We start from the raw sequence: 25,806 nt of genomic DNA, 5'->3' as shown, positions 1-25,806 counted from the left end.
CTGGACAGTAGCGGCCGGAGCTGACTTACTGCCCGGGTGAACAGTGGTGCCCTGCGGATCGGCGCTGCCGTCGCGATCGTGCTCGTGCTGGTGATCGGGGTGTTCGCGGCCGTGCGCGGGATGGCCGTGCGGTCCGCGGCCCCCGTGGTCACGCCCGCACCCGCGCCCCCGGTGGCCTGGGCGCCGGTCGACCGGCCCGGTCCCGCGCTCACCGTCCCCGCGGCGGAGCTCGACGCGAGCGTGGCCTGCACGCGTGCCACCCGCGCGAGCAGGGACACCGCGCTGCTGCTGTCCGGGACGGGCGCCGACCCCGCCACCTCGTTCGACTGGGGGGTGCGGCCGCTGCTCACCGCGGAGGGCTTCCGCTCCTGCTACTCCACCGCGCCCGACCGCAACACCGGAGACGTCGCCGTCCGCGCCGAGTACGTCGCCCACGCGATCCGGACCATCGCGGCGGACACCGAACGCAAGGTCGCGGTCGTCGCGTTCGGCGAGGGCGGGATCGCGGCGCGGTGGGCCCTGCGGTTCTGGCCGGACCTGCGCGACCAGGTGTCGGACGTCGTGCTGCTCGGGACCCCCAACGGCGGCCTGCCGCTCTGTTCGGCGGGCTGCTCGGCGGCGGACTGGCAGCTGGCCGCGGGCTCGCCGTTCTTCCAGGCGTTGGACTCCGGCGCCGCGACCTTCCCGGGGATCGACTACTCCGTGATCACCTCGGACCTGGACACCACGGTCCCGCCCGCCGCGGCCGCGCTGCCCGGCGTGGTGTCGACGACCGTGCAGCAGGTCTGCCCGGGCCGCGAGGTCGAGCACCTGTCCCTCGGGCTGTCCGACGCCGTCTCCCTCGCCCTGGCGGTCGACGCGCTGCGCAACCCGGGGCCCGTGGACCCGACCCGCATCCCGCCCGCCACCTGCGGGGACGCCCGGCCGGTGGAGATCCAGCCCGGCCCGCAGGAGCGGGGCACCGCAGCGGTGCTCGCGGCCCAGAACGTCACGGGCGCGCCGGTCAACGGCGAGCCGCCGCTGCCCTGCTACACCCGCGCGGACCCGTGCTGAAACAGGGTCGTCACACCCTCCTCTGGACATCCGCGGCCCACGGGATCACCCTGGTACGCGAGCGTGTCACCGAGTATCGGGAGGCGTCATGAGGTTGGGCAGGAAGCTGGCGGAGGGCGTGGCCGTCGACCGCGAGGCCGAACGGCTGGCCGAGACGAGAGAGCCGTCCGAGCGGGCCGTGGACCGGACCCCGGTCGTCACGGCCGCCGCGGTCGCCGAGATCGAGAACGTCCCGGCCGAGCAGCCGGTCCGAGCCTAGGCCGACCGGGGATGGGCGGTCCGTTCGCCCGGGGCCCGCGCGAACACTCCGACGAGCCCCTGCCGGGGTTCAAGCTCGCCTACCCGATGCTCGCGGCCGACGGCCGCGCGTGCGGGTTCAGCGGGGTGACCCTCGGCAGGGCGCACGTCTACCGCGCGGTGGACGACGCGCTGTGCGCCCACGGCTCACGGCACGCCTGCCCCTCACGCTGGTGCGACTGCGGGTTCTACTGTTTCCACGACATCGCCGCGGCGCGGGACCTGGCCTGCGAGCCGGACCACCGCAACGCCGTGCTCCTCGAGATCGCCGCGTCGGGCCGCTACCGCCGCTACGAGCGCGGCCTGCGCTACGCCCGGCAGCGGGTCACCGCGGTCCGGATCGGGCGGTGCGAGTGCGGCCGTGCGGCCGGCCAGCTCGCCGACTCCGGCGCGGGCACCGTGGGCTGGCGCAAGCTGCTCCCGGTCTGTGCCCGCTGCGGGGCGGGCCGACCCACGCTGGACCCGGCCCGGTTCGGCGAGCTGGCCCAGGTGAGCCGGGTGCTGCTCGACGGCCCCCCGGTCGAGGCGCCCGCCGCGACACCGCCCGCCGAGGACCCGGGCACCGTGGCCCTGCTCTCCGCGGAGATCGCCGTCCTCCACGCGCGCCTGGACGAGGCCCTGACCCGGCTCGACGCGCTGGAGTCCCGACAGAACGGACGCTAGCGCCCCGTACGGGGCACTACAGCCAGGCCGGGAGGTCGGGCGGCGTGGTGCGCTCGCCCTCGACCGTGTGGGCCCGCAGGGCGCGGGAGCGGCCGCGGCCGGAGACCCAGGCGGCCAGGTCGGCCACCGGCCCCTCGACCGTGACCCGGCCGTCGGCGAGCGTCCAGCCCTTCTCCGGGTCGTCCGAGGCGACCAGCCGTGCCCCGGGCACGCCGTCGCGGTCCGCCAGCATGCCGACGACGTCCCCGACGAGCTCGCACAGCATCGGCCGCGGGAAGTCCTCGAAGGACGCGCCCACGTCGAGGTCCACCGAATGGATCCACATCTCGCGAGCGCGCATCCAGGCGATCTCCGTGGCCGGGACCTCGAGCCCCTGGGAGTTGCGGACCGAGGCGGTCCAGGCCTCCTTGGGCATCGCCTTGACGACCTGGGCCAGCCGGTCCGAGGTCGCCACCACGTCCTCGCGGATCGCCGCGGGTTCACGCTGCGCGCCCGCCTCGATGTCCGCGGCCCGCGCCTCGCGGGAGGCGTAGGCGGGGGTCTCCACGCCGGTGCGGGCCCACTGCAGCAGGTTCATCAGCCCGTCGGCGTTGCGCGCGACGTGGGTCAGCACGTGCGCGCGGGTCCATCCCGGCAGGGCGGACGGCTTGCCGAACGCCTCGTCGCCCATCCGGTCCATGAGCCCGCGCAGGTGCGCCGCGCCGTCCCCGGCCCAGTCCAGGGACAGCTTGAGGGTGCGCGTCACTTCGCCGACCGGCACACGTTGCGGCACTCCCCGATCCCCTCGACGGCGACGACGATCTCCGCGCCGTCGGTGAGATAGCGCGGGGGCTTGCGGGCGTGCCCGACACCGCCGGGCGTGCCGGTCGCGATCACGTCGCCCGGGTTCAGGGTGACGATCACCGACAGGTACTTCACGAGCTCGATCGCGCCGAACACGAGCTGGTCGGTGCTGGAGGACTGCATGACCTCGCCGTCGAGCGTGCTGGAGATCGCCCAGCCGCCCGCAGGCAACTCGTCCGGGGTGACCAGCACCGGCCCCAGCGGGGTGGAGTGCTCGAACGTCTTGCCCTGCAGGAACTGCTTGGTGCGGTTCTGGTAGTCCCGCACGCTCACGTCGTTCAGCACGGTGTACCCGGCGATCGCCGCCTCCGCCGCGGCGTCGTCCGCGTGGCGCACCGGCTGCCCGATCACGATGGTCAGCTCGGCCTCGTAGTCCACCTGCTCGGAGACCGTCGGCAGCTCGATCTCGTCGTAGGCGCCGATGAGCGCCGGGGCGTACTTCGCGAACACCGTCGGGTAGGCGGGCAGCTCGTTGCCCATCTCCAGGACGTGGTCGCGGTAGTTCAGGCCGACACAGATGATCTTCTCCGGGCTGGGCACCAGCGGCGCGTAGTCCAGGCCCGCCACGGCGTGCGACGGGCCCGCCGCCGCCTCGGCGTGGGCCCGCCAGTCCGGGCGGGCGAGCAGCGCCCGCAGGTCCGCCTCGCCGGTCTCGGTCGCGGTCGTCTCGTCCACCCGGACGGCTCGGGTGCCCGCCGCCGTCCGAATCGTCGCCAACCTCATCGGGCGCACCCCGTGGTGGTTTCTCGCGTCACGCGACGAGTCTGCGGCACCGGCTGCGGGATTTCAGCCTCGGGGGTCAGAGTGAGGCGTAAAGCGCTCTCTCGAAGTCGGCGTAGAGCGCCATCGCCTCGGGCGTGGCGAACGGCAGGAAGTTGCTGTAGATCGACGCGCAGACCCCCGTCGTGGGATCGACCCAGAAGTGGGTGTTGCACAGACCCGCCCAGGAACCCGACCAGGCCCGGCGCCGCCCCGGCTCGTCCTCGGGGTTCAGCAGCAGCCCGAGCCCCCACTTCATCCCGGGCGGGACCTCGAACGTGCACGCCGACGCCGGGTCGGCCGTCGGGATGACCGCCGGGAAGTCCAGGTCCCCGATCTGGTTGGTGAAGGCCTCGGCCACCGTGGACTCGCGCAGGATCCGCTGCCCGTCGAGCTCCCCGCCGCGCAGCAGCGCCCGTTCGAAGCGGATGTAGTCCCGCGGCGTGGAGTACAGGCCGTGCCCGCCCGCGTAGTACTCCGGGTCCCGGCTGAGCTCGACGTCCGTGGCGACCCACCCGTCGTCCCCCTTCACGTGGATCGGGACCGCCGCGGCGAGCGCCTCGGAGGTGGGCGCGAACGTGGTCCGGTCCATGCCCAGCGGGCCGGTGATGCCCTCTTTCACCGCGACGTCCAGGGTGTCCCCGCTCGCCGCCTCGACGACCTTGCCCAGCCAGTCGGTGTTGATGCCGTAGACGTACTGCGACCCCGGCTCCGCCACCATCGGCGCGGTGAAGATCACCTCCGAGCCGGAGAGCACGTTCGGCGTGCCGGTGGCGGTCTCCCAGGCCAGGACGTCCGCGTTCCAGAACCAGTAGCCGAGCCCGGTCGTGTGCGTGACGAGCTGGCGGACCGTCGCCCGGGTCGCGGGCGGCTTCAGGATGGGCTCGTCGCCGTCGAACCCGGTCAGGACCTGGACGTCCCGGAAGGACGGGCAGTAGTCGTCCACGGGGGCGTCGAGGTTCAGCCTGCCCTGCTCGACCTGCTGCAACGCCGCCGTGGTCGCGACCATCTTGGTCATCGACATGATCCGGAACGTGGTGTCGGTCGAGACGCCGCCCGCCGACCCCTCGTACACGGTCCCGTCCCGGTCGGCGGCGATGGCGGCCACGTGCGGCACCACCCCCGCCTCGACGGCCTCCTGCAGCACCCGGTCGATGGCGTCCATGCCCGACTCCCCTCGCGTGACCTGCGTCATACTCTGGTCCCGCGAGGGGGTGAGCGCACCCTCCGAAAGGCGAGGACGCCGCGTCAGATCGCGCCGCTCTCGTCCTCGACGTCCCCGCCGCGGACGGGGAGCCGGGTCAGCAGCGCCGCGACCGGCGCGGGCGGCTCGCGCCACGGGTCGGTCGCCCCGGCCTGCACCGCCCGCCAGATCCGCTCCGGCGTGCAGGGCAGGTCGATGTGCCGGACGCCGAAGGGCGCCAGGGCGTCGATGATCGCGTTCTGCACGGCCGGGGTGGAGCCGATGGTCGCGGACTCCCCGATCCCCTTGGCGCCCAGCACGTTCATGTGGGTGGGCGTCTCGGTCGTCACGGCGTCGAACGAGAACAGGTCCGCCGCGGTGGGGATGTGGTAGTCCGCGAGCGTGGCCGTGGTGGGGTTGCCGTCCGCGTCGAACAGCACCTCCTCGAACAGCGCCTGCGCGATGCCCTGCGCCAGCCCGCCGTGCTGCTGCCCCTCGACGAGCAGCGGGTTCAGCACCCGCCCGCAGTCGTCGACGGCGAGGTGGGTGCGCGGGGTGACCCGCCCGGTCTCGGTGTCGACCTCGACCACCGACAGGTGCGCGCCGAACGGGAAGGTCGGGCCCGCCTGCTTCTCGTCGGCGCCCGCGACGATCTCGCCCTCGGCCAGCACCTGCGCCCAGCTCACGGTCGAGGTGGGCACGCCCGTCACGCCGAACACGCCCTCGGTCAGCTCGACGTCCGCGGGGTCGGCCTCCAGCAGCGCCGCGGCCCGCCGCAGGGCCTGCTCCCGGACGTCGTCCGCGGCGACCCGCACCGCGGACCCGCCCATCTGCAGGGACCGCGAGCCGCCGGTGCCGCCGCCGCGGGGCACGCTCGCGGTGTCCGACTGCTCGTAGCGGATGCGGTCCATCGGAATGCCGAGGCGGTCGGACACGAGCATCGCGAACGCCGTCGCGTGGCCCTGCCCGTGCGCGGACGTGCCCGCCTGGACCGTGGCCGTCCCGTCCGGATGCACCCGGACCGAGCCGTACTCGCTCCCCCCGCCGCCCGCGGTGATCTCCACGTAGACGGCGAGCCCGATCCCGAGCTGCACCGGGTCCTTCGCCTCGCGCCTGCTCGCCTGTTCCTCGCGGAGCTTCTCGTAGTCGCCGAGCCGCAGCGCCTCGCGCAGCGGCAGGTCGTAGTCGCCGACGTCGTAGTGCGCACCGACCGGCGTGACCAGCGGGAACGCCGCGGGGTCGAGCAGGTTGCGGCGGCGCAGCTCGATCGGGTCCAGGCCCAGCTCGGCCGCCGCGATGTCGACCAGCCGCTCCAGGTGGGCCGCGGCCTCGGGCCGCCCGGCCCCGCGGAACGCCCCCATCGGGGTGGTCGTGGTCATCGCCGAGACGGCGTCGTAGCCGACCTTCGGGATGTCGTAGACGCCCGGCGCCATCGTGTAGGTCTGGTGGAGCGCCAGGGCCCCGCCGAAGCCGGAGTAGGCGCCCGCGTCCCCGATCACGCGGCAGCGCAGGCCGGTCATCCGACCGTCCCGGGTCAGGCCCAGCTCGTAGTAGGCGATCTGGCCGCGGCCGTGCGGCATGGACAGCAGGTTCTCGCTGCGCGTCTCGACCCACGCCACCGGCCGACCGAGCGCGCGGGCGGCCGCGACCGTGGCGGTGTGCTCGGCGAGCACCCCGGCCTTGCCGCCGAACCCGCCGCCGACGTGGGGCGCGATCACCCGCACCCGCTCCGGCTCGAGGCCGAACAGGCCGGCCAGCTGGTTCCGGAAGCCGTGCGGCATCTGGGTGGAGACGTGCACGGTGAGCGGGAGGTCCGCGCCGGTCGTCGGGTCGGCCAGGATCGCGTTGCCCTCCATCGGCACCACGGCGAGGCGCTGGTTGACCATCCGCGCCCGGACGACGACCTCGGCGCCCTCCAGCGCCGCCGCGCTGTCCGGCGCGCGGAGCCCGGCCGCGACGTTCGAGCCCAGCTCGGGGAACTGCAGCTCGGCGTCCGGCGCCAGCGCCGCCTCCGGGTCGACGACCGCGGGCAGCGGGTCGTAGTCGACCTCCACCAGCTCGGCGGCGTCGACGGCCTGCGCGCGGGTCCCGGCGACGACCAGGGCCACCGCCTCCCCCACGAAGCGCACCCGGTCGGTGGCCAGCGGCGGGCGCGGGGTGCCCGGGTTGAGCACCACCAGGCCGTGGTGTGGCGGCAGGTCCAGGTCGGCGGCGGTGAAGACGCCGACGACGCCGTCCGCCCCGGCGGCCGCCGCCGTGTCGATCCCCTCGATCAGCGCGTGCGCCACCGGCGAGCGGACGAACACCGCGTGCAGCACGTCCGTGCGCGCCGCAGCCAGGTTGCCGACGTAGGTGGTGGCGCCGGTCAGGAGCTCGGGGTCTTCGACCCTGCGCACCGAGGTTCCCAGGATGGATCCAGGCATGGGAACCACCCTACCCCGGAAACGGTGGGTCCTCCGCTTGTTCCGGCGCCGGAGATCACGCCCGGTCGCCGCCCGCCCGGGGGTAGCGTCCTCCCATGCCCGAGTTCCACCACACCGACGTGCTTCCGCTCGGGGACGACACGACCGAGTACCGCGAGCTCGACCTCCCCGCCGGGAAGGTCGTCGAGGCTGCCGGTCGGACGTTCCTCGAGATCGACCCCACCACGATCACCGGTCTCGTCCGCGAGGCCGTCAAGGACATCCAGCACCACCTGCGGCCCTCCCACCTGGCCCAGCTCCGCGCGATCATCGACGATCCCGAGGCCTCCGGGAACGACCGCTTCGTGGCCACCGACCTGCTGAAGAACGCGTGCGTGTCCGCAGGCGGCGTGCTGCCGATGTGCCAGGACACCGGCACCGCGATCGTCGTCGCCAAGAAGACCGAGACGGTCCTCACCGGCGGGGACGACGAGGAGGCCATCTCCCGCGGCGTCTACGAGGCCTACGACCAGCTCAACCTGCGGTACTCGCAGATGGCCCCGCTGTCGTTCTGGGACGAGCGCAACACCGGCACCAACCTGCCCGCGCAGGTCGAGCTGTACTCGAAGCCGGGCCGGAAGCCCTCCTACGAGTTCCTGGTGATGGCCAAGGGCGGGGGCTCGGCCAACAAGACCTTCCTCTACCAGGAGACGAAGGCGCTGCTGAACCCCAAGAAGCTGGCCGCGTTCCTCGACGAGAAGCTGCGCTCGCTGGGCACCGCCGCGTGCCCGCCGTACCACCTCGCCGTCGTCGTGGGCGGGATGTCGGCGGAGTACACCCTCAAGGTCGCCAAGCTCGCCTCGGCGCGGTACCTCGACACCCTGCCGACGGAGGGCTCGGACTTGGGCCACGCGATCCGGGACCCCGAGCTCGAGCAGCAGATCCTGGAGCTGACCCGCGACTTCGGCATCGGCGCGCAGTTCGGCGGCAAGTACTTCTGCCACGACGTCCGGGTGATCCGGCTGCCGCGCCACGGCGCCTCGCTGCCCGTCGGCATCGCCGTCTCGTGCTCCGCGGACCGCCAGGCCAAGGCCAAGATCACCGCCGACGGCGTGTACCTCGAGCAGCTCGAGTTCGACCCGGCGAAGTACCTGCCCGAGGTCGAGCACGCCGACCTCGAGGAGGCCGGGGACGTCGTGCAGGTCGACCTCACCCGGCCGATGTCGGAGATCCGCGCCCTGCTGTCCTCGCTGTCGGTGAAGACCCGGGTGTCGCTGACCGGGCCGCTGGTCGTGGCCCGCGACATCGCGCACGCGAAGATCGCCGAACGGCTCGACGCGGGCGAGGAGATGCCGCAGTACCTCAAGGACCACCCGGTCTACTACGCCGGGCCCGCCAAGACGCCCGAGGGCTACGCGTCGGGCTCCTTCGGCCCCACCACCGCGGGCCGCATGGACTCCTACGTGAAGCAGTTCCAGGAGGCGGGCGGGTCGCTGGTGATGCTGGCCAAGGGCAACCGGTCCACGCAGGTCACCGACTCGTGCGCCGCGAACGGCGGCTTCTACCTGGGCTCCATCGGCGGCCCCGCGGCCCGGCTCGCGCAGGACTGCATCCGCAAGGTCGACGTGCTGGAGTACCCGGAGCTCGGCATGGAGGCGGTCTGGCGGATCGAGGTCGAGGACTTCCCCGCCTTCGTCGTGGTCGACGACAAGGGCAACGACTTCTTCGCCGAGACCAGCACCCCCACCCTGCAGGTCACCTTCCGCACCTGAGCCCCGCAGCCGGTTCGCATCGTGGAGCCACGACTGCCGTTTCCGACCCCGGATCCGACAGTTGTGGCGCCACGATGCGGTCGGCTCGACGGCGGGCTCAGCGGAGGCGTCTGGGGCCCTGGTCGTCCCGCGTCGGGGGTGGGCCCAGGACCACTCTCGCGCCGGTGACGAAGGCGCCCTCCGGGCTCGCCAGCACCGGGTCCAGGGCCAGCGAGCGCACCTCCGGCAGCTCCTCGGCCATGGCCCCGACCCGCAGGGCCAGGTCCTCCAGGGCGTCGAGCCGGGCGGGTTCGCCGCCGCGGTAGCCGGTGAGCAGCGGTGCCGCCCGCGGCGCGCGGACCAGCGCGGCCGCGTCCTCGCGGGTGAGCGGGACGACCCGGTAGGCGCGGTCGTCGAGCAGCTGGGTGGCCATGCCGGACAGCCCGAAGGACAGCAGTGAGCCGAACGACGGGTCCTCCGCCACCTCCATCACGCACGACGGCCCCTTCGGCGCCATCCGCTGCACGTAGACCTCGGACTTGCCGGTGACCTTCATCAGCTCCGCGTAGGCGCGCAGCACCGCGGCCTCCGAGCCCAGGTCCAGCCGCACCCCCACCAGGTCGGTGCGGTGCCGCCAGCGGTCCCCCACCGCCTTGAGCGCGATCGGGTAGCCGAGCTCCTTCGCCGCCTTCGCCACGGCGATCTCGCCCTCCACGAGGCGGAACTCGACGAGGCTGATCCCGAAGCAGGCCAGCAGCTCCACGGCCTCGGCGTCGGTCAGCGCCCGCTCCCCGGCCGCCGCCCAGTCCCCCACGCCGAGCCGATCGACGACCTCCCGCGCCGCCTCGAGGTCGATGCCCTCGGGCCGCACCAGCTCACCCATCGGCTGCTCGCGCCAGTCCGCGTACCGGGCCACCCGGGACAGCGCCTGCACCGCGCGCTCGGGGCTGGCGTACGACGGCACCGACCCCGGCCCCGGCGTGCCGTCCGGCAGCGGCTGGGCCAGCTCGGCGGGCACGCCCTCGACGGCGAGGAAGACCGCGACCACCGGCTTGTCCGCCTTGGCCGAGGTCTCGCGCAGCACCCGCGCGTACTCCAGGCCCGGGGTCGCGATCGGCGGCACGAACACCACGACCAGCGCGTCCGCCGCGTCCGCGCCGTCCGCGGCGAGCGCGCGCTCCACCGCCACCCCGAACTCCTCCGGCGTGGCCGCCGCGCCGACGTCCACCGGGTCGGCCGCCGCCGTCATGCCCTCGTCGATCAACGCGTCCGTGACCAGGACGTTCAGCGCCGTGGAGTTGCCGACGACCGCGACCCGCCGCCCGCGCGGCAGCGGCTGGTAGGCCAGCAGCAGCGCGGTGTCGAAGAGCTGGGCGATCGTCTCCACGCGGATGACGCCGGACTGCTCGAACAGCGCGCGCACGCTCGCGTCGTCGATCGGGACCGCGGCCTCCCGCAGCCGGGCGGGCGAGGTGTTGCGGCCGGACTTGACCGCGACCACCGGCTTGCTGCGGGCCAGCCGCCGGGCGAGCCTGCCGAACTTGCGCGGGTTGCCGAAGGTCTCCAGGTACAGCAGCACGACGTCCGTGGCCGTGTCCGTCTGCCAGTACTGCAGCAGGTCGTTCGCCGAGACGTCCGCCCGGTTGCCCGCGCTGACGAACGTGGACAGCCCCAGGCCCCGCGACTGCGCGCTGGCCAGGATCGCGGTGCCCAGCGCGCCGGACTGGCAGAAGAAGCCGACCCGGCCGCGGCTCGGCAGGTCCGGGGCGAGGGTGGCGTTGAGCCGCACCCCGTCGTCGAGGTTCGCCACGCCGAGGGCGTTCGGGCCGATGACCCGCATGCCGTGGGCGCGGGCCTCGGTGACCAGCTTGCGCTCGGCGCTGGTGCCGTCCGCGCCCGCGTCCGCGAACCCGGAGCTGACGACCACGAGCGCCTTGACGCCCTTCTCCAGACACGAGTCCATGACCTCGTCGACGCCGGCCGCCGGGATCGCGACGACGGCGAGGTCCACCGGGTCGGGGATGTCCGTCACCGAGGCGTAGGCGCGCACACCGCGCACCGAGCGGGCGTCCGGGTTCACCGGGTAGACCGGCCCGGAGAAGTTGGCGCGCAACAGGTTCGCCAGCACCGCGTGGCCGACCTTGGAGGGGTCGGTGCTCGCCCCGATCACCGCGACGGACGTCGGGTGCAGCACGTTGGTCACGCTGCGCGCCTCGGCGGCCTGCTCGCGCGAGTCCCGCACCGCGAGCGAGCGCTCGGTGGGGTCGATGTCGAACTCCAGGTGCAGCACGCCCTCCGCGAACGCCCGCCGCACCTGGTAGCCCGCCTCGCGGAAGACGCGGACCATCGTGTGGTTCTCGACCAGCACCTCGGCCTCGAACCGGTCGAGGCCCTTCTCCCGCGCCGCCGCGGCGAGGTGCTCCAGCAGGATCGACCCGAGCCCGCGGCCCTGGTGGTCGTCCCGCACCACGAACGCCACCTCGGCGGAGGTGACCGGGGCCTGCGGGTCCTTCGGGTCGGACAGGCCCTCGTACCGGCCGACCGCGATGATCTCGTCGCCGAGCAGCGCCACGAACGCCACGCGCTTGTCGTGGTCCACGGTGACGAACCGCTCCAGGTCGCGCGGGGGGATCCGCGGGTAGGGCCCGAAGTAGCGCAGGTAGCGGGTGCGGTCGGAGAGCTGCTGGTGGAAGGCCAGCAGCGCGTCCGCGTCCGACGGGAGGATCGGGCGCAGGTGCACGATCCGGCCGTCGGAGGCGACGATGTCCGCCTCCCAGTGCCGCGGGTAGGCCGGACTCGCCTGCCCGGCCGGGTCGGTCGGGTCGGCGTCCGCGGCGGCAGTGGTCGCTGTGGCGGTGGTCGCGGCGGGGGTGCTCTCGGTGGTGTCCGGCATGGCTCAGTCCCGGGGGTCGTCAGGGTCGAGGCCGTGGAGGGGGAACAGCGCGCGGCGGGCGTCGACCAGGCCTGCGTCCACCCGGTCCGCCTCGCCGTCCCCCCAGGGGCTGAAGGTCGGGTCCCCGCCGTCGGTCATCGCGACCGGCAGCGGGGCGCGGGTCAGGCCCGTGGTGTGGGCGGTCCAGTCCGCGGGGATCGAGGTCGCCGGGTCGAGGTCGCGGTCCAGCACGGTGGCGAGCAGGTGGGTCCAGGAGCGCGGCACCACCCGGAACAGCGAGTACCCGCCGCCGCCGAGGACCAGCCACTTCCCGCCCGCGACGCGCTCGGCCAGCTCGCGCATCGCCTGGTAGGTGGCGCGGTGCCCGTCGACCGTCAGCTCCAGGTTGGCCAGCGGGTCCTCGGAGTGGGTGTCCGCCCCGCACTCGCTGACCAGGATCTGCGGCTGGAACTCCTCCAGCAGGCTCGGCACCACGGCGTGGAAGGCCCGCAGCCAGCCCTGGTCGCGGGTGCCCGGGGGGAGCGGCACGTTCACCGAGTACCCCTCCCCCGGGCCCTTGCCCAGCTCGGCGGGCCAGCCCGTGCCCGGCCACAGCGTCAGCGGGTGCTGGTGCAGCGACACCGTCATCACCCGCGGGTCGTCGTAGAAGGCGACCTGGACGCCGTCCCCGTGGTGCACGTCGACGTCCACGTAGGCGATCCGCTCGTAGCCCTGCTCGAGCAGCCACGCGATCGCCACGGCGCAGTCGTTGTAGATGCAGAAGCCCGCCGCGCGCCCCGGCATGGCGTGGTGCAGCCCGCCCGCGAGGTTCACCGCGCGGTCCGCTCGGCCCTCGGCGATCTCGCGCGCCGCGAGCAGCGAGCCCCCGCAGATGAGCGACGCGGCCTCGTGCATCCCGAAGAAGATCGGGTTGTCGTCCGTGCCGAGCCCGTGCCCGACGTCGAACGGCATCTCCGGCGCGGACCGCACCGCCGTGAGCAGCCCCGGCTCGTGCACCCGCAGCAGGTCCTCCTCGGTCGCGGGCTCGGGTTCGAGCAGCTCCACCCCGTCGAGCACGCCCAGCTCGCGGGCCAGCCGCATGGTGAGGTCCAGGCGCACGGGGTTCAGCGGGTGGTCGTCCGAGAGCTGGTAACGGAGGAACTCCGGTGTCCAGACCACCGAGGTGCGCGCACTCATGCTGCGGACCGTAGGCGAAGTGCGCCCCGGGGGCCACGGACGAGGCCGCACGGGCGCACGTCCCGGGTCCGCCCACCTCCGCGAGCCACCGTCCGACGCGCTGGTCGGCACCGCCACCCGAACCGCCGTGCACCGTCTATCCTGGGCGCCAGGCTGATGCCCGCGGGGGCCGACGGGCCCTCGGGCGTGCTCGGCCCGGCACGGGACGCACGCCGGCCCACCCGAGCGGCACCACCCACCACGCGGTGACCCCACGGCGACCGCCGTCGGGGCCGGCGCCACTCCTGTCCACCCGAGTCCACCGAGTCGATCACCGCGGGCCCCGCCCGCGCCGTGGTCGCCGACACCCACGACCACGCGATCCACGACCACGCGCGGCCCCGCCCGGCCGCCGCGGCGGCGACCCGCACGAGCCCGCCGCTAGACTGGTCTACCGAACGAAGGGGCCGGCCGTGAACGATCTCATCGACACCACCGAGATGTACCTCCGGACCATCTACGAGCTGGAGGAGGAGGGTGTCGTCCCGCTTCGCGCGCGGATCGCCGAACGCCTCGGCCAGAGCGGTCCGACCGTGAGCCAGACCGTCGCGCGCATGGAGCGCGACGGGCTCGTCGTCGTCGCGGGCGACCGGCACCTGGAGCTGACCGACGACGGACGCGCCCGCGCGGTCGCGGTGATGCGCAAGCACCGGCTGGCCGAGCGCCTGCTGATCGACGTGATCGGGCTCGAGTGGGAGCTGGTGCACGCCGAGGCCTGCCGCTGGGAGCACGTGATGAGCGACGCCGTGGAGCGCAAGCTCGTCGCGCTGCTCGACGACCCGCAGGTCTCCCCCTACGGCAACCCGATCCCGGGCCTGGACGAGCTGCGCGAGAGCGTGGACGGCACCCCGCGCCCGGTGACCGCCCCGCCGACGCTCGAGGTCGGGCTGCAGCGGCTCGACGAGTTCGCCCGCCGCGGCGGCGGCCGCGTCGAGGTGCGGCGGATCGCCGAGCACGTCCAGGTGGACGCGGACCTGATGGGCGAGCTCAAGCTGGCCGGCATCGTGCCCGGTCGAGACGTCGAGGTCGGCGGGATCCCCCGCTTCGGGGACGCCGTGCCGGTCACCGCGGACGGCGAGACCTCCGCCGTGGCCCCGCTGATCGCCCACGCGGTCCTCGTCCGCGCGGCCTGAGCCCGGCCGCCCGCGCCGCTCCGAGTCCCTCCCCGGGCCCCTCGCCGGGCCCCTCTCCGGGCCCCTCACCGAGTTCCTCTCGGCACCCGCCGCCCCGCGCGCACCGTGCGGGAGCCGTCGTGAGACGGTTCCCGCACCGAGAGCCACGGACAAGAGGAGACCCTCGTGAAGCTGCTCGTCACCGGCGGCGCAGGCTATGTCGGCAGCGTCAACGCGGCGCACCTGGTCGAGGCGGGGCACGAGGTCGTCGTGCTCGACGACCTCTCGACCGGCCACGCGGACGCGGTGCCCGAGGGCGCCCGGTTCGTCGAGGGCGAGCTGTCCGAGGCGGCGGGCCCGCTGCTGGCCGAGGGCTTCGACGGAGTCCTCCACTTCGCGGCGAAGTCCCTGGTCGGTGAGTCGGTGGCGAAGCCGGAGCTCTACTGGGACGGCAACGTGGTGGCCACCTTCCGGCTGCTCGAGGCCATCCGGGAGCACGGCACCCCGCGGTTGGTCTTCTCCTCGACCGCCGCCACCTACGGCGAGCCGGAGCGGACCCCGATCCGGGAGGACGCGCCGACGCGGCCGACCAACCCCTACGGCGCCAGCAAGCTCGCCATCGACACGATGATCACCTCCTACGCGCACGCCCACGGCCTCGCCGCGGTCAGCCTGCGCTACTTCAACGTCGCGGGTGCGCACGGCCGCTTCGGCGAGCGCCACGCCGTGGAGACCCACCTGATCCCGATCGTGCTGCAGGTCGCGAGCGGCTCCCGCGAGTCCGTCGCGATGTACGGCGACGACTGGCCCACCCCCGACGGCACCTGCGTGCGCGACTACATCCACGTGGACGACCTGGCCGAGGCGCACCAGCTGGCGCTGCAGAAGGCGCAGCCCGGCACCCACGCGATCTACAACCTCGGCAGCGGCACGGGCTACTCGGTGCTGCAGGTCGTGCAGGCCTGCCGGGCCGTGACGGGTCACCCCATCCCCGCGACCACCGCGCCGCGCCGCGCCGGCGACCCCGCCGTGCTGATCGCCTCCAGCGAGGCCGCGGCGAGCGACCTGGGCTGGAAGCCCGTGCGGACGCTCGAGGACATGGTCGGGGACGCCTGGCGCTTCACCCGGGACCGCGCGGGGGCCTGAGCGCAGCGGGCTCACAGCTCGCCCGCCAACCACGCCCGCACCCGGTCGGGACCCCACCCGGCGGCCATGACGGCCCGCAGGTCGCGGGCCAGCCGATGGTTCGGCCGGACCCGCTCCGCCCGTTCCAGGGCGATGTCGGCGAGTGCCCCGGCGCCCCGCGCCAGCGCGCACACGGCGAGCAGCACGGCCGGATCGGCGGCCGCGGGCCCGCGGCAGGTGCGCGCGAGCGCGGCCCAGAGCTGCTCGGCCGCCGGGGCGTCCGGGCCCGTGCAGACGCTCAGGCACCGGTCCCGGAACGCCGCACGCCGGAACGCCGAGGTCATGATCCGGACCAGCTGCGCGTCGACCACCAGCCGGTTCGCCGACGCGGCGTCCAGCGCGGCCCGCAGCGCGTGCTCCGGCTCGGCGGGCCACCGCGGTGCGCCGCGGACCCCGGCCCGGTCCTCGGCACCCCCGACGGGCTCCCGGGCGGGCTCGGCGGAGGCGACGAGGTGTTCGAGCTCCTCCCGGGAGCGGTAGACCACGGTGCCCTGGGCCACCGCCGTGGCCGCCAGCTCGGTCCCCGCCGGGTCCGGCAGCCGCCCCGCGCAGCCGCAGCCCTGCAGGGGGTAGCAGCACCACGGCGCTCCCGGCTCGAGCTCGGCGACCCACGCGACGGTGGGCACGGCGACCCCGGCGTCCGCCAGGGCGAGCACCGCCTCCGCCGCCACGTCCACCCGCGGCGGCGACCCCTCGGCGACCAGCGCCGGGGCCGGTCCGCCCCCGACCACGACCACCGCGGCCGCCGCGGGCCGTTCGCGGGCGACGGCCACCGCCGCGCTCGCGCACACCGACGCCCGCAGCGCGTCCTCACCGGGCGGCGGGAGATCGACGCGCAACGTCAGCCCGACGCGCCTGCCCGTGGCCCCACCCAACGCGACCACGACCAACGAGTCCCGCGGGCGGAACCCGAGGAGCACGGGCAGACCGGCGAGCAGACCGGCGGTCCCGACGCTCACGACCGCGTCGGGTTCGGGGGCGGGCCCGGCGTCGGGCACGGACGGTGGGGTGGGTGCCGAGGGGGTGGGTCCTGAGGGGGTGGGTACTGAAGGGGTGGGTACTGAAGGGGTGGGTACTGAAGGGGTGGGTACTGAAGGGGTGGGTACTGAAGGGGTGGGTACTGAAGGGGTGGGTACTGAGGAGGTCATGGCGCCACCGTGCGCGAGACCGCGGACCGTCTCCAGACCGGTGCGGGCGGGCTGTGGACAACCCGTCGAAACGGTGTCACGGAACCCGGGGTGTGGAGGAACCGCGGGCGGGCGCCGCGGAGGCGGTCGTCTGGTCGTCGCGGAGATGTAACGTCGTCTGCTTGCCCCCGTCCCCGGAGCCGGGGAGGCTTCCCGAGAGGCGCGGGACGGACGGAGGGACGGTCGGTGTACGACTACGACCTGCTGGTGATCGGCTCGGGCCCCGGCGGCCAGAAGGCCGCCATCGCCGCGGCCAAGCTCGGGAAGCGGGTGGCGATCGCCGAGCGCCGCGACATGATGGGCGGCGTCTGCGTCAACACCGGGACGATCCCGTCGAAGACCCTGCGCGAGGCCGTCCTATACCTGACGGGCTTCGCACAGCGCGAGATGTACGGCGCGAGCTACCGGGTCAAGTCGGAGATCACCATCGCGGACCTGCTGGCACGCACCCAGCACGTCGTCGGGCGCGAGGTGGAGATCATCCGCAACCAGCTGCTGCGCAACCACGTCGACATCCTGGGCGGCACCGCCCACTTCGACGACCCGCACACCGTCACCGTGCAGGGCACGGACCGCGGGGACCACGCCACCGTCACCGCCGACAAGATCGTCATCGCCACCGGGACCCGGCCCGCGCGCCCGCCGGAGGTCGAGTTCGACGACGTCGAGTACCACGTGGTGGATTCGGACGCGGTGCTGCAGCTGCACCGCATCCCCACCTCGATGGTCGTCGTCGGCGCCGGGGTGATCGGCATCGAGTACGCCAGCATGTTCGCCGCGCTCGGGACCAAGGTCACCGTCGTCGAGCGGCGCGGGAACCTGCTGGAGTTCTGCGATCCCGAGGTCGTGGAGTCGCTGAAGTTCCACCTGCGCGACCAGGGCCTGTCCTTCCGCTTCGGCGAGGAGGTGAGCCGCGTGGAGAACACCGCGCGGGGCACGATCACCACGCTGGCCAGTGGGAAGAAGATCCCCGCGGACATGGTGATGTACTCCGCCGGGCGCCAGGGCGTGACCGACGAGCTCGCCCTCGACAAGGCGAACCTGAGCGCGGACGCGCGCGGGCGGATCTCGGTGGACCAGCACTACCGCACCGAGGTCGAGCACATCTACGCGGTCGGCGACGTGATCGGCTTCCCGGCGCTGGCGGCGACGAGCATGGACCAGGGGCGGCTGGCCGCCTACCACGCGTTCGGCGAGCCGGCCCGGGAGCTGCACGGGCTGCAGCCGATCGGCATCTACACGGTCCCGGAGATCAGCTACGTCGGGAAGACCGAGGCGGAGCTGACCAAGGAGGCCGTTCCGTACGAGGTGGGCATGTCCCGCTACCGCGAGCTGGCCCGCGGCGCGATCGTCGGCGACTCCTACGGGATGCTGAAGCTGCTGGTGAGCACCGAGGACCGCACCCTGCTCGGGGTGCACGTGTTCGGCACCAACGCCACGGACCTCGTGCACATCGGGCAGGCGATCATGGGGTGCGGCGGGACCGTCGACTACCTGGTCGACGCGGTGCTGAACTACCCGACCCTCTCGGAGGCCTACAAGGTCGCCGCCCTGGACGTCACCAACAAGATCCGCGCGCTGGAGTCCTACCGCTAGGGCGGCTAGGTGTAGCCGATCCCGTGCTCGTCGAGCCAGGGCTTCGGGTTGATCTTCGTGCCGCCCGGCGTGGTGACCTCGATGTGCAGGTGCGGGCCGGTGGACTGGCCGCGGTTGCCGACCTCGGCGATCTGCTCGCCCTTGGCCACCTGCTGACCGACGCTCACGAACGACCGGTTGATGTGGCCGTAGGTGGTGATCGTGCCGTCCGCGTGCTGCACTCGGACCCAGAGGCCGAAGCCGCTGGCCGGGCCGGAGCTGATCACGGTGCCCGCGAGCGGCACGTGGATCGGGGTGCCGATCGGCGCCGCGATGTCCAGCCCCATGTGCGAGGCCCCGCCGCGCAGGCCGAACCCGCTGCTCACGCGGCCGACGAGCATCTGGATGCCCCCGGCGGCGGAGGCCGAGGCGCCGACCCTCGCCAGCTCGTCGGCCTGGCGCTTCGCCTCGGCCTCGGCGGCCTGCCGGGCGGCCTCCGCCTCCTCCGCGGCCTTGCGGGCGGCGTCCGCGGCGGCCTGGTGCAGGTCGGCGGCCTTCACGACGTCCGCGACCACGTCCGCGCCGGTGACGGTGCCCGGGGCGCCGACGGCGGGCGGGGCGGCGACCGGGGCCAGCGGGATCCGCACGGCACGGCCGCCGAGCTCGGCGACCTCGGCGATCCCCGGGCCGGTCACCGGGGGCTCGGCGAGCGCGGTCGGGTCCGGGGCGGTGGTGAAGGTGGCGGCCAGCTCGGTGACGCCGGCCTGGAGGGCGTTGGCGCCCGCCTCGAAGTCCGGCAGCGCGCCGGTGTAGGCGGCCTGCCCGGCGGCGGCGACCACGCCGCCCGCGGCGACGACGGCGGCCATGCGCCACTGGAGGGACCGGTCGGTGAGCGCACCGGTCGCGAGAGCGGTGAGGGGGAACGCCGTCCGCAGTCCGCCGCCCCCCGCCGGCGCCGCGAGTGCGGCGGCCGGCGGGGATCCGGCGATCGTGCGACGGCTCCGGGGGGAGCGATGCCGTGCCACGATCAACCTTTCCGTGGATCGGGCGAGGCCGGACGTTCCGGTCGGGGGTCCGGAGCCGGGCCGGTCGGGGGAGTCGACCCGGCTGTCCTCTTCGTGACCTCGTCGTGATCCGAGGAGGACGCTAGCCGGTCCACCGGGCGTCGACCCCACGCCGTTGCGTCCGGCGAGACGGGAGGATCGAGCGGCGCGGCGAACGGCTGGGAAGCCCGAGGCCCGGCGTGTCGGCGCAGGCACGCCGCATTCGGGCCTGCCGTTCGGCGCAGCGATCGGCATCGCCGCCCGCTCGGCGCGCCTCTGAGCAGCGGAGACGTCGCTCTGCGTATCCACGATGTGGCGCGGGCCACGAGGGCGGCGCGGCGCGGACGCGACGAACGGTGTTCTGCGACGCGCGCCACAAGATCGGGAACGCGGGATCCGTGCGTCGTCAAGCGCCCCCGGGCGCGCCCGCTACCGGGTCACCGCGGCGAGGATCTCGGGCAGCGCCGCGTCCGCGAGCGCCCGCAGCTCGGCGTCCGTGCGGTCCTGGATCGGGTGCGGGACGAACACGGCGGGCACCGCGCGGTAGCCCAGCGCCGACGCCTGCGCGGCCGCGGCCACGACGAACTCCGTGGACGCGAGGAAGGCCGCGATGACGCCCCGGCCCTCGAGGGCGGCGAAGTCGTGCACACTGCACGACGTGCACGAGCCTCAATCGGCGAGGGCCTCGATGACGACGTCGCACTCGGTGGTGATCTCCCGCCGCAGGTCCGGCGGCATCGGCTTGGTGAACGTCGGTTTGGCGTAGCGCCGCACCGTGATCCCCCGCTCGGCCAGCAGCTCCGCCACCCGGTCGAGGAAGACGTCGCCGCGCGCCTTGGAGATGTCGAGCAGCCCCACCCGCAGCCCGTCCAGCGAGGCGGGCCGGTCCAGGGCGGTGCGGCTGTCCGCCGTCGACTCGTCCGTCGGGTCCAGGATCTCTAGCGCCACGGGTCGACCTCCCTCGTCACGGGCGCGCTGCCACCGGGGCCGCCCGCCCACCCCCCGATGACGGCCGAGAACATCCCGGCGCCGCCACCGGCGTACATGATCATGTAGCCACCCGGCCGGAACTTGGGCAGCGGTCGGTCCGCTCCCCCGCCGGGCATCCCCTCGTCGATCCCGCCCGCCCCGCGGGCGATCTCCGCGCGGTCCAGCAGCAACCGCGCGTCGAGCTCGCGGTGCAGCCGGGCCCGGTCCCAGCCCGCCTCCCGGAAGGTCCGGCCGTGCTCCGGGCTGAGCACCAGCGAGGCGTCGAACCCGCCCGCCAGCTTCCAGTGGCAGACCGACCGCAGGGCCTGCGCGAGCGAGCCGGCGAGGGACTCCGGCGTGCGCGAGATCTGGTCGGCGACCCCGCGTGGCCCGTCGGCGGCGAACACGGTGACCGCCGACCGCCCCGGGGCGACGCCGCGGCTCTGGGCCAGCGGTTCGAAGGGCGAGCCGTCCTCGTCCTCGGCGAAGCAGAACCCGACCTTGCCCGGGTGTCCGAGCGCGGCGCGGTCCACCTCCTGCGGCCGGCCCCCGCCGACGTTGCGGATCACCAGCTGCAGCGCGCGCCCGATCGTCGCGTTGGCGCGGTTGCCCTGGCCCAGCGCGTTGCCCGCCCAGTTCATCCCGATCTCCGCGCGGACCGGGCCGTTCACGCAGACGGCGGGACCGGCGCCCCACGTCGTGGCGAGCAGGCCGTGCGCGTTGAACTCGTCGGTGCACGCGGCCTCGACCGCGGCCAGCACGACCGGCAGGTACTCCGGCCTGCACCCGGCGAGCACGGCGTTGATCGCCACCTTCTCCACCGTGACCTCGACGAGGTTCGGCGGCACCACCGCCACGATCTCGTCCGGACGCCGGGAGGTCCCGTCGAGCATTCGCAGCACCCGGACCGGGGTGGGCGGCACGACCGGCAGCCCGTCGGAGAACCCGCGGTCGTAGAGGGCCTCCAGCTCGTCCTCGAGCTCGGCGATCTGCAGCCGCCGCGACCGCAGCGACCCCTCCTTGGCCCGGACGAGCAGCGCGTCGGCCATGTCCGGGTCCAGGGTCCGCGAGCCGCAGCCGGGGCGGTGTTCGGGCAGCTCCGCGCCGAGCTCCGGGACCCCGGTGAAGTCCTGCCACTGCTCCCGCAGCCAGCCGACGATCCGTCCGGTCTCGCGCCCGTCCTCGAACCGGACGAGCGTCGGGACGGTCTCGACCTCGAGCGCGAGGCTGACGTCCAACGCCGTGTCGTCCCGCCGGTCGGCCACGGCCGGGAAGTCGGGGTCGTCCTGGGTGAACACCGCGACCTGCGGCAACGCGGCCAACACCGGTTCCACCAGCCGGCAGGTGGGGCAGTCCGCCTTCACCACGGCGACGAACCCGTCGGTGGGAAGTGCGCGGGTCGGCGTCGACACCTCTCGCACGGTAGCCGGGCGGACGGCCGTCGGGTAGCTCCCGCCGCTCACTCGGCGGTTGTGGCCGGGGCCGTCCGATGGCCTACTGGATCGGTGCGCGCTCTCCGCCGGACGGTCGTCCCGCTCGTGCTCGCCCTCGCGGCCGCGCTCGCGGTCGTCCCGGAGGCGGCCGCGGCCGCACCGACCGACTACGTGGCGCTCGGTGACTCCTACGCCGCGGGGGTCGGCGCGGGCACGGGCCCGTGCGGGCGCACCGACGCCTCCTACCCGGCCCGGTACGCCGCGCGGGAGGGCGTCCGGTCCTTCACGTTCGTCGCCTGCAGCGGCGCCACCACCGCGGGCGTCCTGGCGGACCAGGTCCGGGCGGTGTCCCGGGAGACCGACCTCGTGACGATCACGGTGGGCGGCAACGACAGCGGGTTCGGGCCGGTGCTCGCCCGCTGCGCGACGGCACCCACGGACGCGGACTGCGACCAGGCCGTCCGGGCCGGCGAGCGGATCGCCCGGTACGTGGTGCCGTCGACGGTCGCCGGCGTGGTCTGGGCCGCGCGGGCGCAGGCCCCGAAGGCGCGGGTCGTGGTGCTCGGCTACCCGCACCTGTTCGGCGCGGGGACCTCGTGCCCGCTCACCCAGGCCCGCCGCGACCGGATCGACGCGGGTGCGGACGTCCTGAACGCCCAGCTCGCGGAGAGCGTGCAGCGGTGGGGCGCGGAGTTCGTGGACGTCCGCCCGGCCTTCGCGGGCCACGGCCTCTGCTCGGCGGACCCGTGGATCGTCGGCCCCGGCTCCCCCGGCGCCTTCCACCCGACGGCCACGGGGTACGCCCGCGGCTACCTGCCCGCGCTCGCGCGGTCCTGACCGTCCCCGGCACCCAGCAGTCCCTGCGGGCCGCGGAGCCGGACGGGCCGCAACGCCACCCCCAGCGGCACGAGCACGGCGGCCGCCACCACCGCGCCCACCAGCACGGTCAGCGCGCCGACCACCCACAGCCCCGAGTCGTCCGTCGCCGCGGCCGTGAGCCCCCACGCGGCGGTGAAGGCCACGGGCATCAGGGTCCCGACCAGCCAGGCGGGCAGCCACCGCGGCGCGAGGATCGCCAGCGCCGCGGCGGTGACCGCGGTGCCCGCGACCTGCCACGGGGCGAACCGCTCGAACCCGGGCGCGAGTGCCGCCCACCCCGACCACAGCAGCCAGGTCGCGGCGGTGAGCAGCACGAGGGCCACGGCCCCGACCAGCCGTCGGGGGCCGCGCAGCAGAGCTGCGGTCACGGGCGGTACTCCGGTCATGACGCCCAGCTTCCCCGCGATCCCACCCGCCCGCCTCCGTAGGATCACGGACGGGTGTCAGACGACGCGGGGGCGCCCCGCGGCCACGCCCGCGAGGAGCTGGCCCACCAGCGCCGCGACCAGGACGGTCAGCGAGAGGGTCCAGGAGCCCGTGGCGTCGTGCAGGAGACCGACGAGCATCGGCCCGGTGGAGGCGATCAGGTAGCCGAAGCCCTGGGCCATCGCGGACAGCCCGGCGGCGGTCTCGGGGCCCACGGCGCGCAGCGCGATCGCCGTCATGGCCAGCCCGAACGCGGTGAACCCCGAGCCCAGCAGCAGCGCCCAGAGCCACGGCAGGGTGGCGGGCGCCAGCATGAGCCCGACCGCGCCGACGATCGGGGGCACCGCGATGAGGGCGTTCCACCCCGACTGGCTGCGCCTGCGCGCCGCGAGCGCGGGCACGAGCAGGCTGAACGGGACCGCGACGAGCGAGGCCAGGCTGAGCATCACCCCGGCGGCCCCCTTGGACAGGCCCGCGTCCTGGTAGATCTCCGGCAGCCAGCCCATCACGACGTAGGCGAGGAAGGACTGCAGGCCCATGAACGCGGTCACCGACCACGCCACGCGGCTGCGCAGCAACCGCCGCCAGGGCACGGGCGGAGCCTCCTGCGTACCCGCGGGGGCGGTCCGGTGACGGGCGCCGACCGCCCACACCACGAGTGCCACCAGGGCCAGGCCCGACCACAGCACGAGCGCCTGGCGCCAACCGCCCGCGGGTCCCTCGAGCACCGGGGTCACGGCCGAGCCGAGGGCACCGCTGCCCTGCAGCGCCGCGGTGTAGAGCCCGGTCATCAACCCGACCCGCCCGGCGAACGACTCCTTGACCACGACCGGGACCAGCACGTTCGCCAACGCGATCCCGGCGCACGCGACGAACGTGCCGCCGAGCATCACGGCCGGACCACCCCAGACCCGCACCGCCAGCCCGAGCGCCAGCGCCACCAACGCGAACCCGATGGCCCGCGCCAGGCCGATCCGCCGCGCCACGGCGGGCGCGGCGAGCCCCGCGAAGGCGAAGCAGAGCGTCGGTGCGGTGGTCAGCAGGCTGGTCCAGGCGGCCGAGGCCCCGAGTCCGCCGCGGACGTCCCCGAGCAGCGAGGACGCGCTGGTCACCGCCGCCCGCAGGTTCAGCGCGGCCAGCACCACGCCGACCGCGAGGAGCACAGTCCCGCGCAACGGTCCGATCCGGGCGAGCCGACCCTCGGCGGCCGCCTCCCCCGCGAGCTCCGGGAACACCTTGCCTTCGGACACGCCGGAGCTGCCCGCCTCACCCACTGCCATACCCACTAGTCTGTCAGACATCCGATGTTCGGACGAAAGGATCCGCTATGCCTCTCGCCACCACCCGGCGCACCGGGCTCGTGGACCAGGCGATCGCGCAGCTGCGCGCGGTCGTGGGCACGGACTGGCCGGTCGGCACCCGGATCCCGCCGGAACCCGAGCTGGCGGCGACCCTCGGCGTCGGCCGGAACACCGTGCGCGAGGCCGTCCGGGCGCTCGCGCACGCGGGCATCCTCGAGGTCCGCCAGGGCGACGGCACCTACGTGCGCGCGACCAGCGAGATCTCCGGGGCGCTGCGCAGGCTCGCGGGCACCGAGCTGCGCGAGGTCCTCGAGGTGCGGCGCATGATCGAGTCCGAGGGCGCCCGGCTCGCCGCCCGCCATCGCACGGCCGCGGACCTGGCCGCCCTCGAGGCCGCGATGGCCGAGTGCGTGCAGGCCGAGGGGCAGGTGGCGTTCGTCGACGCGGACCTGCGGTTCCACCAGCTCGTGCTCACCGCCGCGCACAACGCCGTGCTCGCCGAGCTCTACCGCGGGCTGACCGAGGTGGTGCACGCCAGCGTCGCGGCGGTGGCCGCCGCCCATCCGTTCACCTGCCACACGGGCCTGCTCGCGGCGATCCGGGCGGGCGACGGCGAGGCCGCGGCGGCCGAGGCCCGGGACTTCCTGGACGCGGCACTGGACGGCGGAGACGACCAGGCCTTCAGCCCTCAGACGGTGAGGACGATCTTCCCGGTCGTGCCGCCCGCCTCCCCGTAGCGGTGGGCGTCGGCGGCCTGCGCGAGCGGGAAGGTGCGGTCGACGAGGATCCGCAGCAGCCCCCGCGCGTGCAGGTCGAGCAGCTCGGACAGCCCGCCGCCGCCCGCGGCGCGGACGTAGGCACCGGACGCCCGCACGCCGCGCGCCTCGGCGGCCTCCAGAGCGGCCGCGGCGTGGATCGTGGGCAGGCAGATCAGCAGCCCGCCGGGGGCGACGAGATCGAGCGAACGCACGGTCGTCTCGCCGCCGACGAGGTCGTACACCAGGTCGACGGGCTCGAGGACCTTCTCGAAGGCCTCGCTGCGGTAGTCCACCACCTCGTCGCAGCCCAGCTCGCGCAGCAGCGGCAGCTTGGGTCCCGACGCCGTGCCGATCACGTGTGCGCCCCGCGCCTTCGCGATCTGCACCGCCAGGTGGCCCACTCCCCCGGCCGCGGCGTGCACGAGCACCCGCTGTCCCTCCCGCAGCCCGCCGACGTCGATCAGCGACTGCCAGGCCGTCATGCCCGCGAGCGGCAGCGCGGCCGCCTCGACCACGGACAGGCCCTCGGGCCGGGCCCGCAGCTGCGCCTCGGGGACGCACACGTACTCGGCGTAGGCCCCCTCCGGCGACGGGAACTCGGCCATGCCGAGCACGGGCTCCCCGACGGCGAGGACACCGCCCGGGGTGTCCACCACGCCCGCCACGTCCCACCCCACGGTGAAGGGCCTGCCCTCGAACGACGCGTAGGGCCCCAGCCCCGACCGTGTCTTCCAGTCGATCGGGTTGACCCCGGCCGCCTCCACCCGGACCCGGACCTCGTCCGGCCCCGGCTCGGGGAGGGGCACCTCTCGCAGCTGGAGGACCTCCGGCCCGCCGGCCTCGGTGCAGACGATCGCGCGCATGCCCGCACCCTACGTG

At 74.6% G+C, this 25,806-nt stretch carries 22 protein-coding genes; 9 read left to right on the top strand and 13 right to left on the bottom strand.

Going from position 1 to position 25,806, the window contains the following annotated elements:
* The first annotated feature begins 36 nt into the window (after positions 1-36).
* From L3X23_RS04900 to L3X23_RS04890, 3 genes are all read left to right on the top strand, one after another.
* The gene (locus tag L3X23_RS04900; protein ID WP_237190901.1) at positions 37-1,053 is read left to right on the top strand and encodes a triacylglycerol lipase; all 1,017 of its coding nucleotides are present in this window, start codon (positions 37-39) and stop codon (positions 1,051-1,053) included.
* A gap of 88 nt (positions 1,054-1,141) precedes the next feature.
* A complete protein-coding gene (locus L3X23_RS04895; protein ID WP_237190900.1) occupies positions 1,142-1,312 on the top strand; it encodes a hypothetical protein in 171 nt (56 codons plus the stop codon).
* 11 nt (positions 1,313-1,323) lie between these two features.
* Entirely contained in the window at positions 1,324-2,013 is a 690-nt protein-coding gene (locus L3X23_RS04890; protein ID WP_237190899.1) for a hypothetical protein, read from the top strand.
* Positions 2,014-2,029: 16 nt separating this feature from the next.
* Here the strand turns inward: L3X23_RS04890 and L3X23_RS04885 are convergent, their stop codons facing one another.
* From L3X23_RS04885 to L3X23_RS04870, 4 genes are all read right to left on the bottom strand, one after another.
* Positions 2,030-2,758, bottom strand: a complete 729-nt coding sequence (locus L3X23_RS04885) for a maleylpyruvate isomerase family mycothiol-dependent enzyme (protein ID WP_237190898.1) — start codon at positions 2,756-2,758, stop codon at positions 2,030-2,032.
* Positions 2,755-3,579: a fumarylacetoacetate hydrolase family protein gene (locus tag L3X23_RS04880; RefSeq protein WP_237190897.1), complete on the bottom strand. Its 825-nt coding sequence runs from the start codon at positions 3,577-3,579 to the stop codon at positions 2,755-2,757. Before L3X23_RS04880 ends, L3X23_RS04885 begins: the two co-directional genes overlap by 4 nt.
* A gap of 76 nt (positions 3,580-3,655) precedes the next feature.
* Positions 3,656-4,780 carry a serine hydrolase gene (locus tag L3X23_RS04875; RefSeq protein ID WP_237190896.1) on the bottom strand — a complete coding sequence of 375 codons (1,125 nt, stop codon included), beginning with the start codon at positions 4,778-4,780 and terminating at the stop codon, positions 3,656-3,658.
* A gap of 83 nt (positions 4,781-4,863) precedes the next feature.
* A complete protein-coding gene (locus tag L3X23_RS04870) occupies positions 4,864-7,221 on the bottom strand; it encodes a xanthine dehydrogenase family protein molybdopterin-binding subunit (RefSeq protein ID WP_237190895.1) in 2,358 nt (785 codons plus the stop codon).
* Positions 7,222-7,316: 95 nt separating this feature from the next.
* Between L3X23_RS04870 and L3X23_RS04865 the strand changes: the two genes are divergently transcribed.
* Complete coding sequence (locus L3X23_RS04865) at positions 7,317-8,972, top strand: fumarate hydratase (protein WP_093089139.1); 1,656 nt, start codon at positions 7,317-7,319, stop codon at positions 8,970-8,972.
* Between the two features lie 97 nt (positions 8,973-9,069).
* Here the strand turns inward: L3X23_RS04865 and L3X23_RS04860 are convergent, their stop codons facing one another.
* The gene (locus L3X23_RS04860; protein ID WP_237190894.1) at positions 9,070-11,844 is read right to left on the bottom strand and encodes a bifunctional GNAT family N-acetyltransferase/acetate--CoA ligase family protein; all 2,775 of its coding nucleotides are present in this window, start codon (positions 11,842-11,844) and stop codon (positions 9,070-9,072) included.
* 3 nt (positions 11,845-11,847) lie between these two features.
* On the bottom strand, positions 11,848-13,020 hold the full coding sequence (locus L3X23_RS04855; RefSeq protein WP_237190893.1) for an acetoin utilization protein AcuC: 1,173 nt from the start codon (positions 13,018-13,020) through the stop codon (positions 11,848-11,850).
* A gap of 452 nt (positions 13,021-13,472) precedes the next feature.
* On the opposite strand from L3X23_RS04855, the gene L3X23_RS04850 reads away from it, so the two are divergent.
* Both L3X23_RS04850 and galE read left to right on the top strand, forming a co-directional pair.
* Positions 13,473-14,192, top strand: a complete 720-nt coding sequence (locus L3X23_RS04850; protein WP_237190892.1) for a metal-dependent transcriptional regulator — start codon at positions 13,473-13,475, stop codon at positions 14,190-14,192.
* 165 nt (positions 14,193-14,357) lie between these two features.
* Complete coding sequence (gene galE / locus L3X23_RS04845; RefSeq protein WP_093089143.1) at positions 14,358-15,317, top strand: UDP-glucose 4-epimerase GalE; 960 nt, start codon at positions 14,358-14,360, stop codon at positions 15,315-15,317.
* 11 nt (positions 15,318-15,328) lie between these two features.
* Here galE and L3X23_RS04840 read toward each other — a convergent pair whose 3' ends face one another.
* Positions 15,329-16,354 (bottom strand): DUF4192 domain-containing protein, encoded by a 1,026-nt coding sequence (locus L3X23_RS04840; protein WP_237190891.1) that lies wholly within the window; start codon positions 16,352-16,354, stop codon positions 15,329-15,331.
* A gap of 375 nt (positions 16,355-16,729) precedes the next feature.
* On the opposite strand from L3X23_RS04840, the gene sthA reads away from it, so the two are divergent.
* Positions 16,730-18,139 carry a Si-specific NAD(P)(+) transhydrogenase gene (sthA, locus tag L3X23_RS04835; protein WP_093089145.1) on the top strand — a complete coding sequence of 470 codons (1,410 nt, stop codon included), beginning with the start codon at positions 16,730-16,732 and terminating at the stop codon, positions 18,137-18,139.
* Positions 18,140-18,144: 5 nt separating this feature from the next.
* Here the strand turns inward: sthA and L3X23_RS04830 are convergent, their stop codons facing one another.
* The 3 genes from L3X23_RS04830 to L3X23_RS04815 all read right to left on the bottom strand — a co-directional run bounded on the left by L3X23_RS04830 (position 18,145) and on the right by L3X23_RS04815 (position 21,542).
* Positions 18,145-18,984 carry a M23 family metallopeptidase gene (locus L3X23_RS04830; RefSeq protein WP_237190890.1) on the bottom strand — a complete coding sequence of 280 codons (840 nt, stop codon included), beginning with the start codon at positions 18,982-18,984 and terminating at the stop codon, positions 18,145-18,147.
* Positions 18,985-19,590: 606 nt separating this feature from the next.
* On the bottom strand, positions 19,591-20,109 hold the full coding sequence (locus tag L3X23_RS35835; protein WP_374204815.1) for a UGSC family (seleno)protein: 519 nt from the start codon (positions 20,107-20,109) through the stop codon (positions 19,591-19,593).
* Positions 20,100-21,542 (bottom strand): thioredoxin family protein, encoded by a 1,443-nt coding sequence (locus L3X23_RS04815; RefSeq protein WP_237190888.1) that lies wholly within the window; start codon positions 21,540-21,542, stop codon positions 20,100-20,102. The genes L3X23_RS35835 and L3X23_RS04815 overlap by 10 nt, the downstream gene beginning before the upstream one ends.
* A gap of 93 nt (positions 21,543-21,635) precedes the next feature.
* Here L3X23_RS04815 and L3X23_RS04810 point away from each other — a divergent pair, with 93 nt between their 5' ends.
* Positions 21,636-22,400: an SGNH/GDSL hydrolase family protein gene (locus tag L3X23_RS04810; RefSeq protein WP_237190887.1), complete on the top strand. Its 765-nt coding sequence runs from the start codon at positions 21,636-21,638 to the stop codon at positions 22,398-22,400.
* On the opposite strand, the gene L3X23_RS04805 is transcribed toward L3X23_RS04810, so the two are convergent.
* On the bottom strand, positions 22,373-22,810 hold the full coding sequence (locus L3X23_RS04805) for a hypothetical protein (protein WP_237190886.1): 438 nt from the start codon (positions 22,808-22,810) through the stop codon (positions 22,373-22,375). The two genes, L3X23_RS04810 and L3X23_RS04805, sit on opposite strands and share 28 nt — an antisense overlap.
* A gap of 75 nt (positions 22,811-22,885) precedes the next feature.
* The gene (locus L3X23_RS04800) at positions 22,886-24,148 is read right to left on the bottom strand and encodes an MFS transporter (protein ID WP_093089149.1); all 1,263 of its coding nucleotides are present in this window, start codon (positions 24,146-24,148) and stop codon (positions 22,886-22,888) included.
* Between the two features lie 47 nt (positions 24,149-24,195).
* Here L3X23_RS04800 and L3X23_RS04795 point away from each other — a divergent pair, with 47 nt between their 5' ends.
* Entirely contained in the window at positions 24,196-24,906 is a 711-nt protein-coding gene (locus tag L3X23_RS04795; protein WP_237190885.1) for a FadR/GntR family transcriptional regulator, read from the top strand.
* On the opposite strand, the gene L3X23_RS04790 is transcribed toward L3X23_RS04795, so the two are convergent.
* Complete coding sequence (locus L3X23_RS04790) at positions 24,858-25,790, bottom strand: NADP-dependent oxidoreductase (protein WP_237190884.1); 933 nt, start codon at positions 25,788-25,790, stop codon at positions 24,858-24,860. The genes L3X23_RS04795 and L3X23_RS04790 overlap by 49 nt on opposite strands.
* Between the last annotated feature and the right edge of the window lie 16 nt (positions 25,791-25,806).

The organism is Pseudonocardia sp. WMMC193 (genome assembly GCF_021728735.1).
Classification (GTDB): domain Bacteria; phylum Actinomycetota; class Actinomycetes; order Mycobacteriales; family Pseudonocardiaceae; genus Pseudonocardia; species Pseudonocardia oroxyli.
Note: the sequence above shows the minus strand (reverse complement) of the source record. Positions and strands in the feature narration are given on the sequence as shown.

Coding starts and splice junctions, on each gene's coding strand:
- L3X23_RS04890 (WP_237190899.1), top strand. CDS start 1,324: ATGGGCGGTCCGTTCGCCCGGGGCCCGCGCGAACACTCCGACGAGCCC.
- L3X23_RS04865 (WP_093089139.1), top strand. CDS start 7,317: ATGCCCGAGTTCCACCACACCGACGTGCTTCCGCTCGGGGACGACACG.
- L3X23_RS04880 (WP_237190897.1), bottom strand. CDS start 3,579: ATGAGGTTGGCGACGATTCGGACGGCGGCGGGCACCCGAGCCGTCCGG.
- L3X23_RS04855 (WP_237190893.1), bottom strand. CDS start 13,020: ATGAGTGCGCGCACCTCGGTGGTCTGGACACCGGAGTTCCTCCGTTAC.
- L3X23_RS04795 (WP_237190885.1), top strand. CDS start 24,196: ATGCCTCTCGCCACCACCCGGCGCACCGGGCTCGTGGACCAGGCGATC.
- L3X23_RS04895 (WP_237190900.1), top strand. CDS start 1,142: ATGAGGTTGGGCAGGAAGCTGGCGGAGGGCGTGGCCGTCGACCGCGAG.
- L3X23_RS04875 (WP_237190896.1), bottom strand. CDS start 4,780: ATGGACGCCATCGACCGGGTGCTGCAGGAGGCCGTCGAGGCGGGGGTG.
- L3X23_RS04800 (WP_093089149.1), bottom strand. CDS start 24,148: ATGGCAGTGGGTGAGGCGGGCAGCTCCGGCGTGTCCGAAGGCAAGGTG.
- L3X23_RS04830 (WP_237190890.1), bottom strand. CDS start 18,984: ATGGCCGCCGTCGTCGCCGCGGGCGGCGTGGTCGCCGCCGCCGGGCAG.
- L3X23_RS04860 (WP_237190894.1), bottom strand. CDS start 11,844: ATGCCGGACACCACCGAGAGCACCCCCGCCGCGACCACCGCCACAGCG.
- L3X23_RS04870 (WP_237190895.1), bottom strand. CDS start 7,221: ATGCCTGGATCCATCCTGGGAACCTCGGTGCGCAGGGTCGAAGACCCC.
- L3X23_RS04790 (WP_237190884.1), bottom strand. CDS start 25,790: ATGCGCGCGATCGTCTGCACCGAGGCCGGCGGGCCGGAGGTCCTCCAG.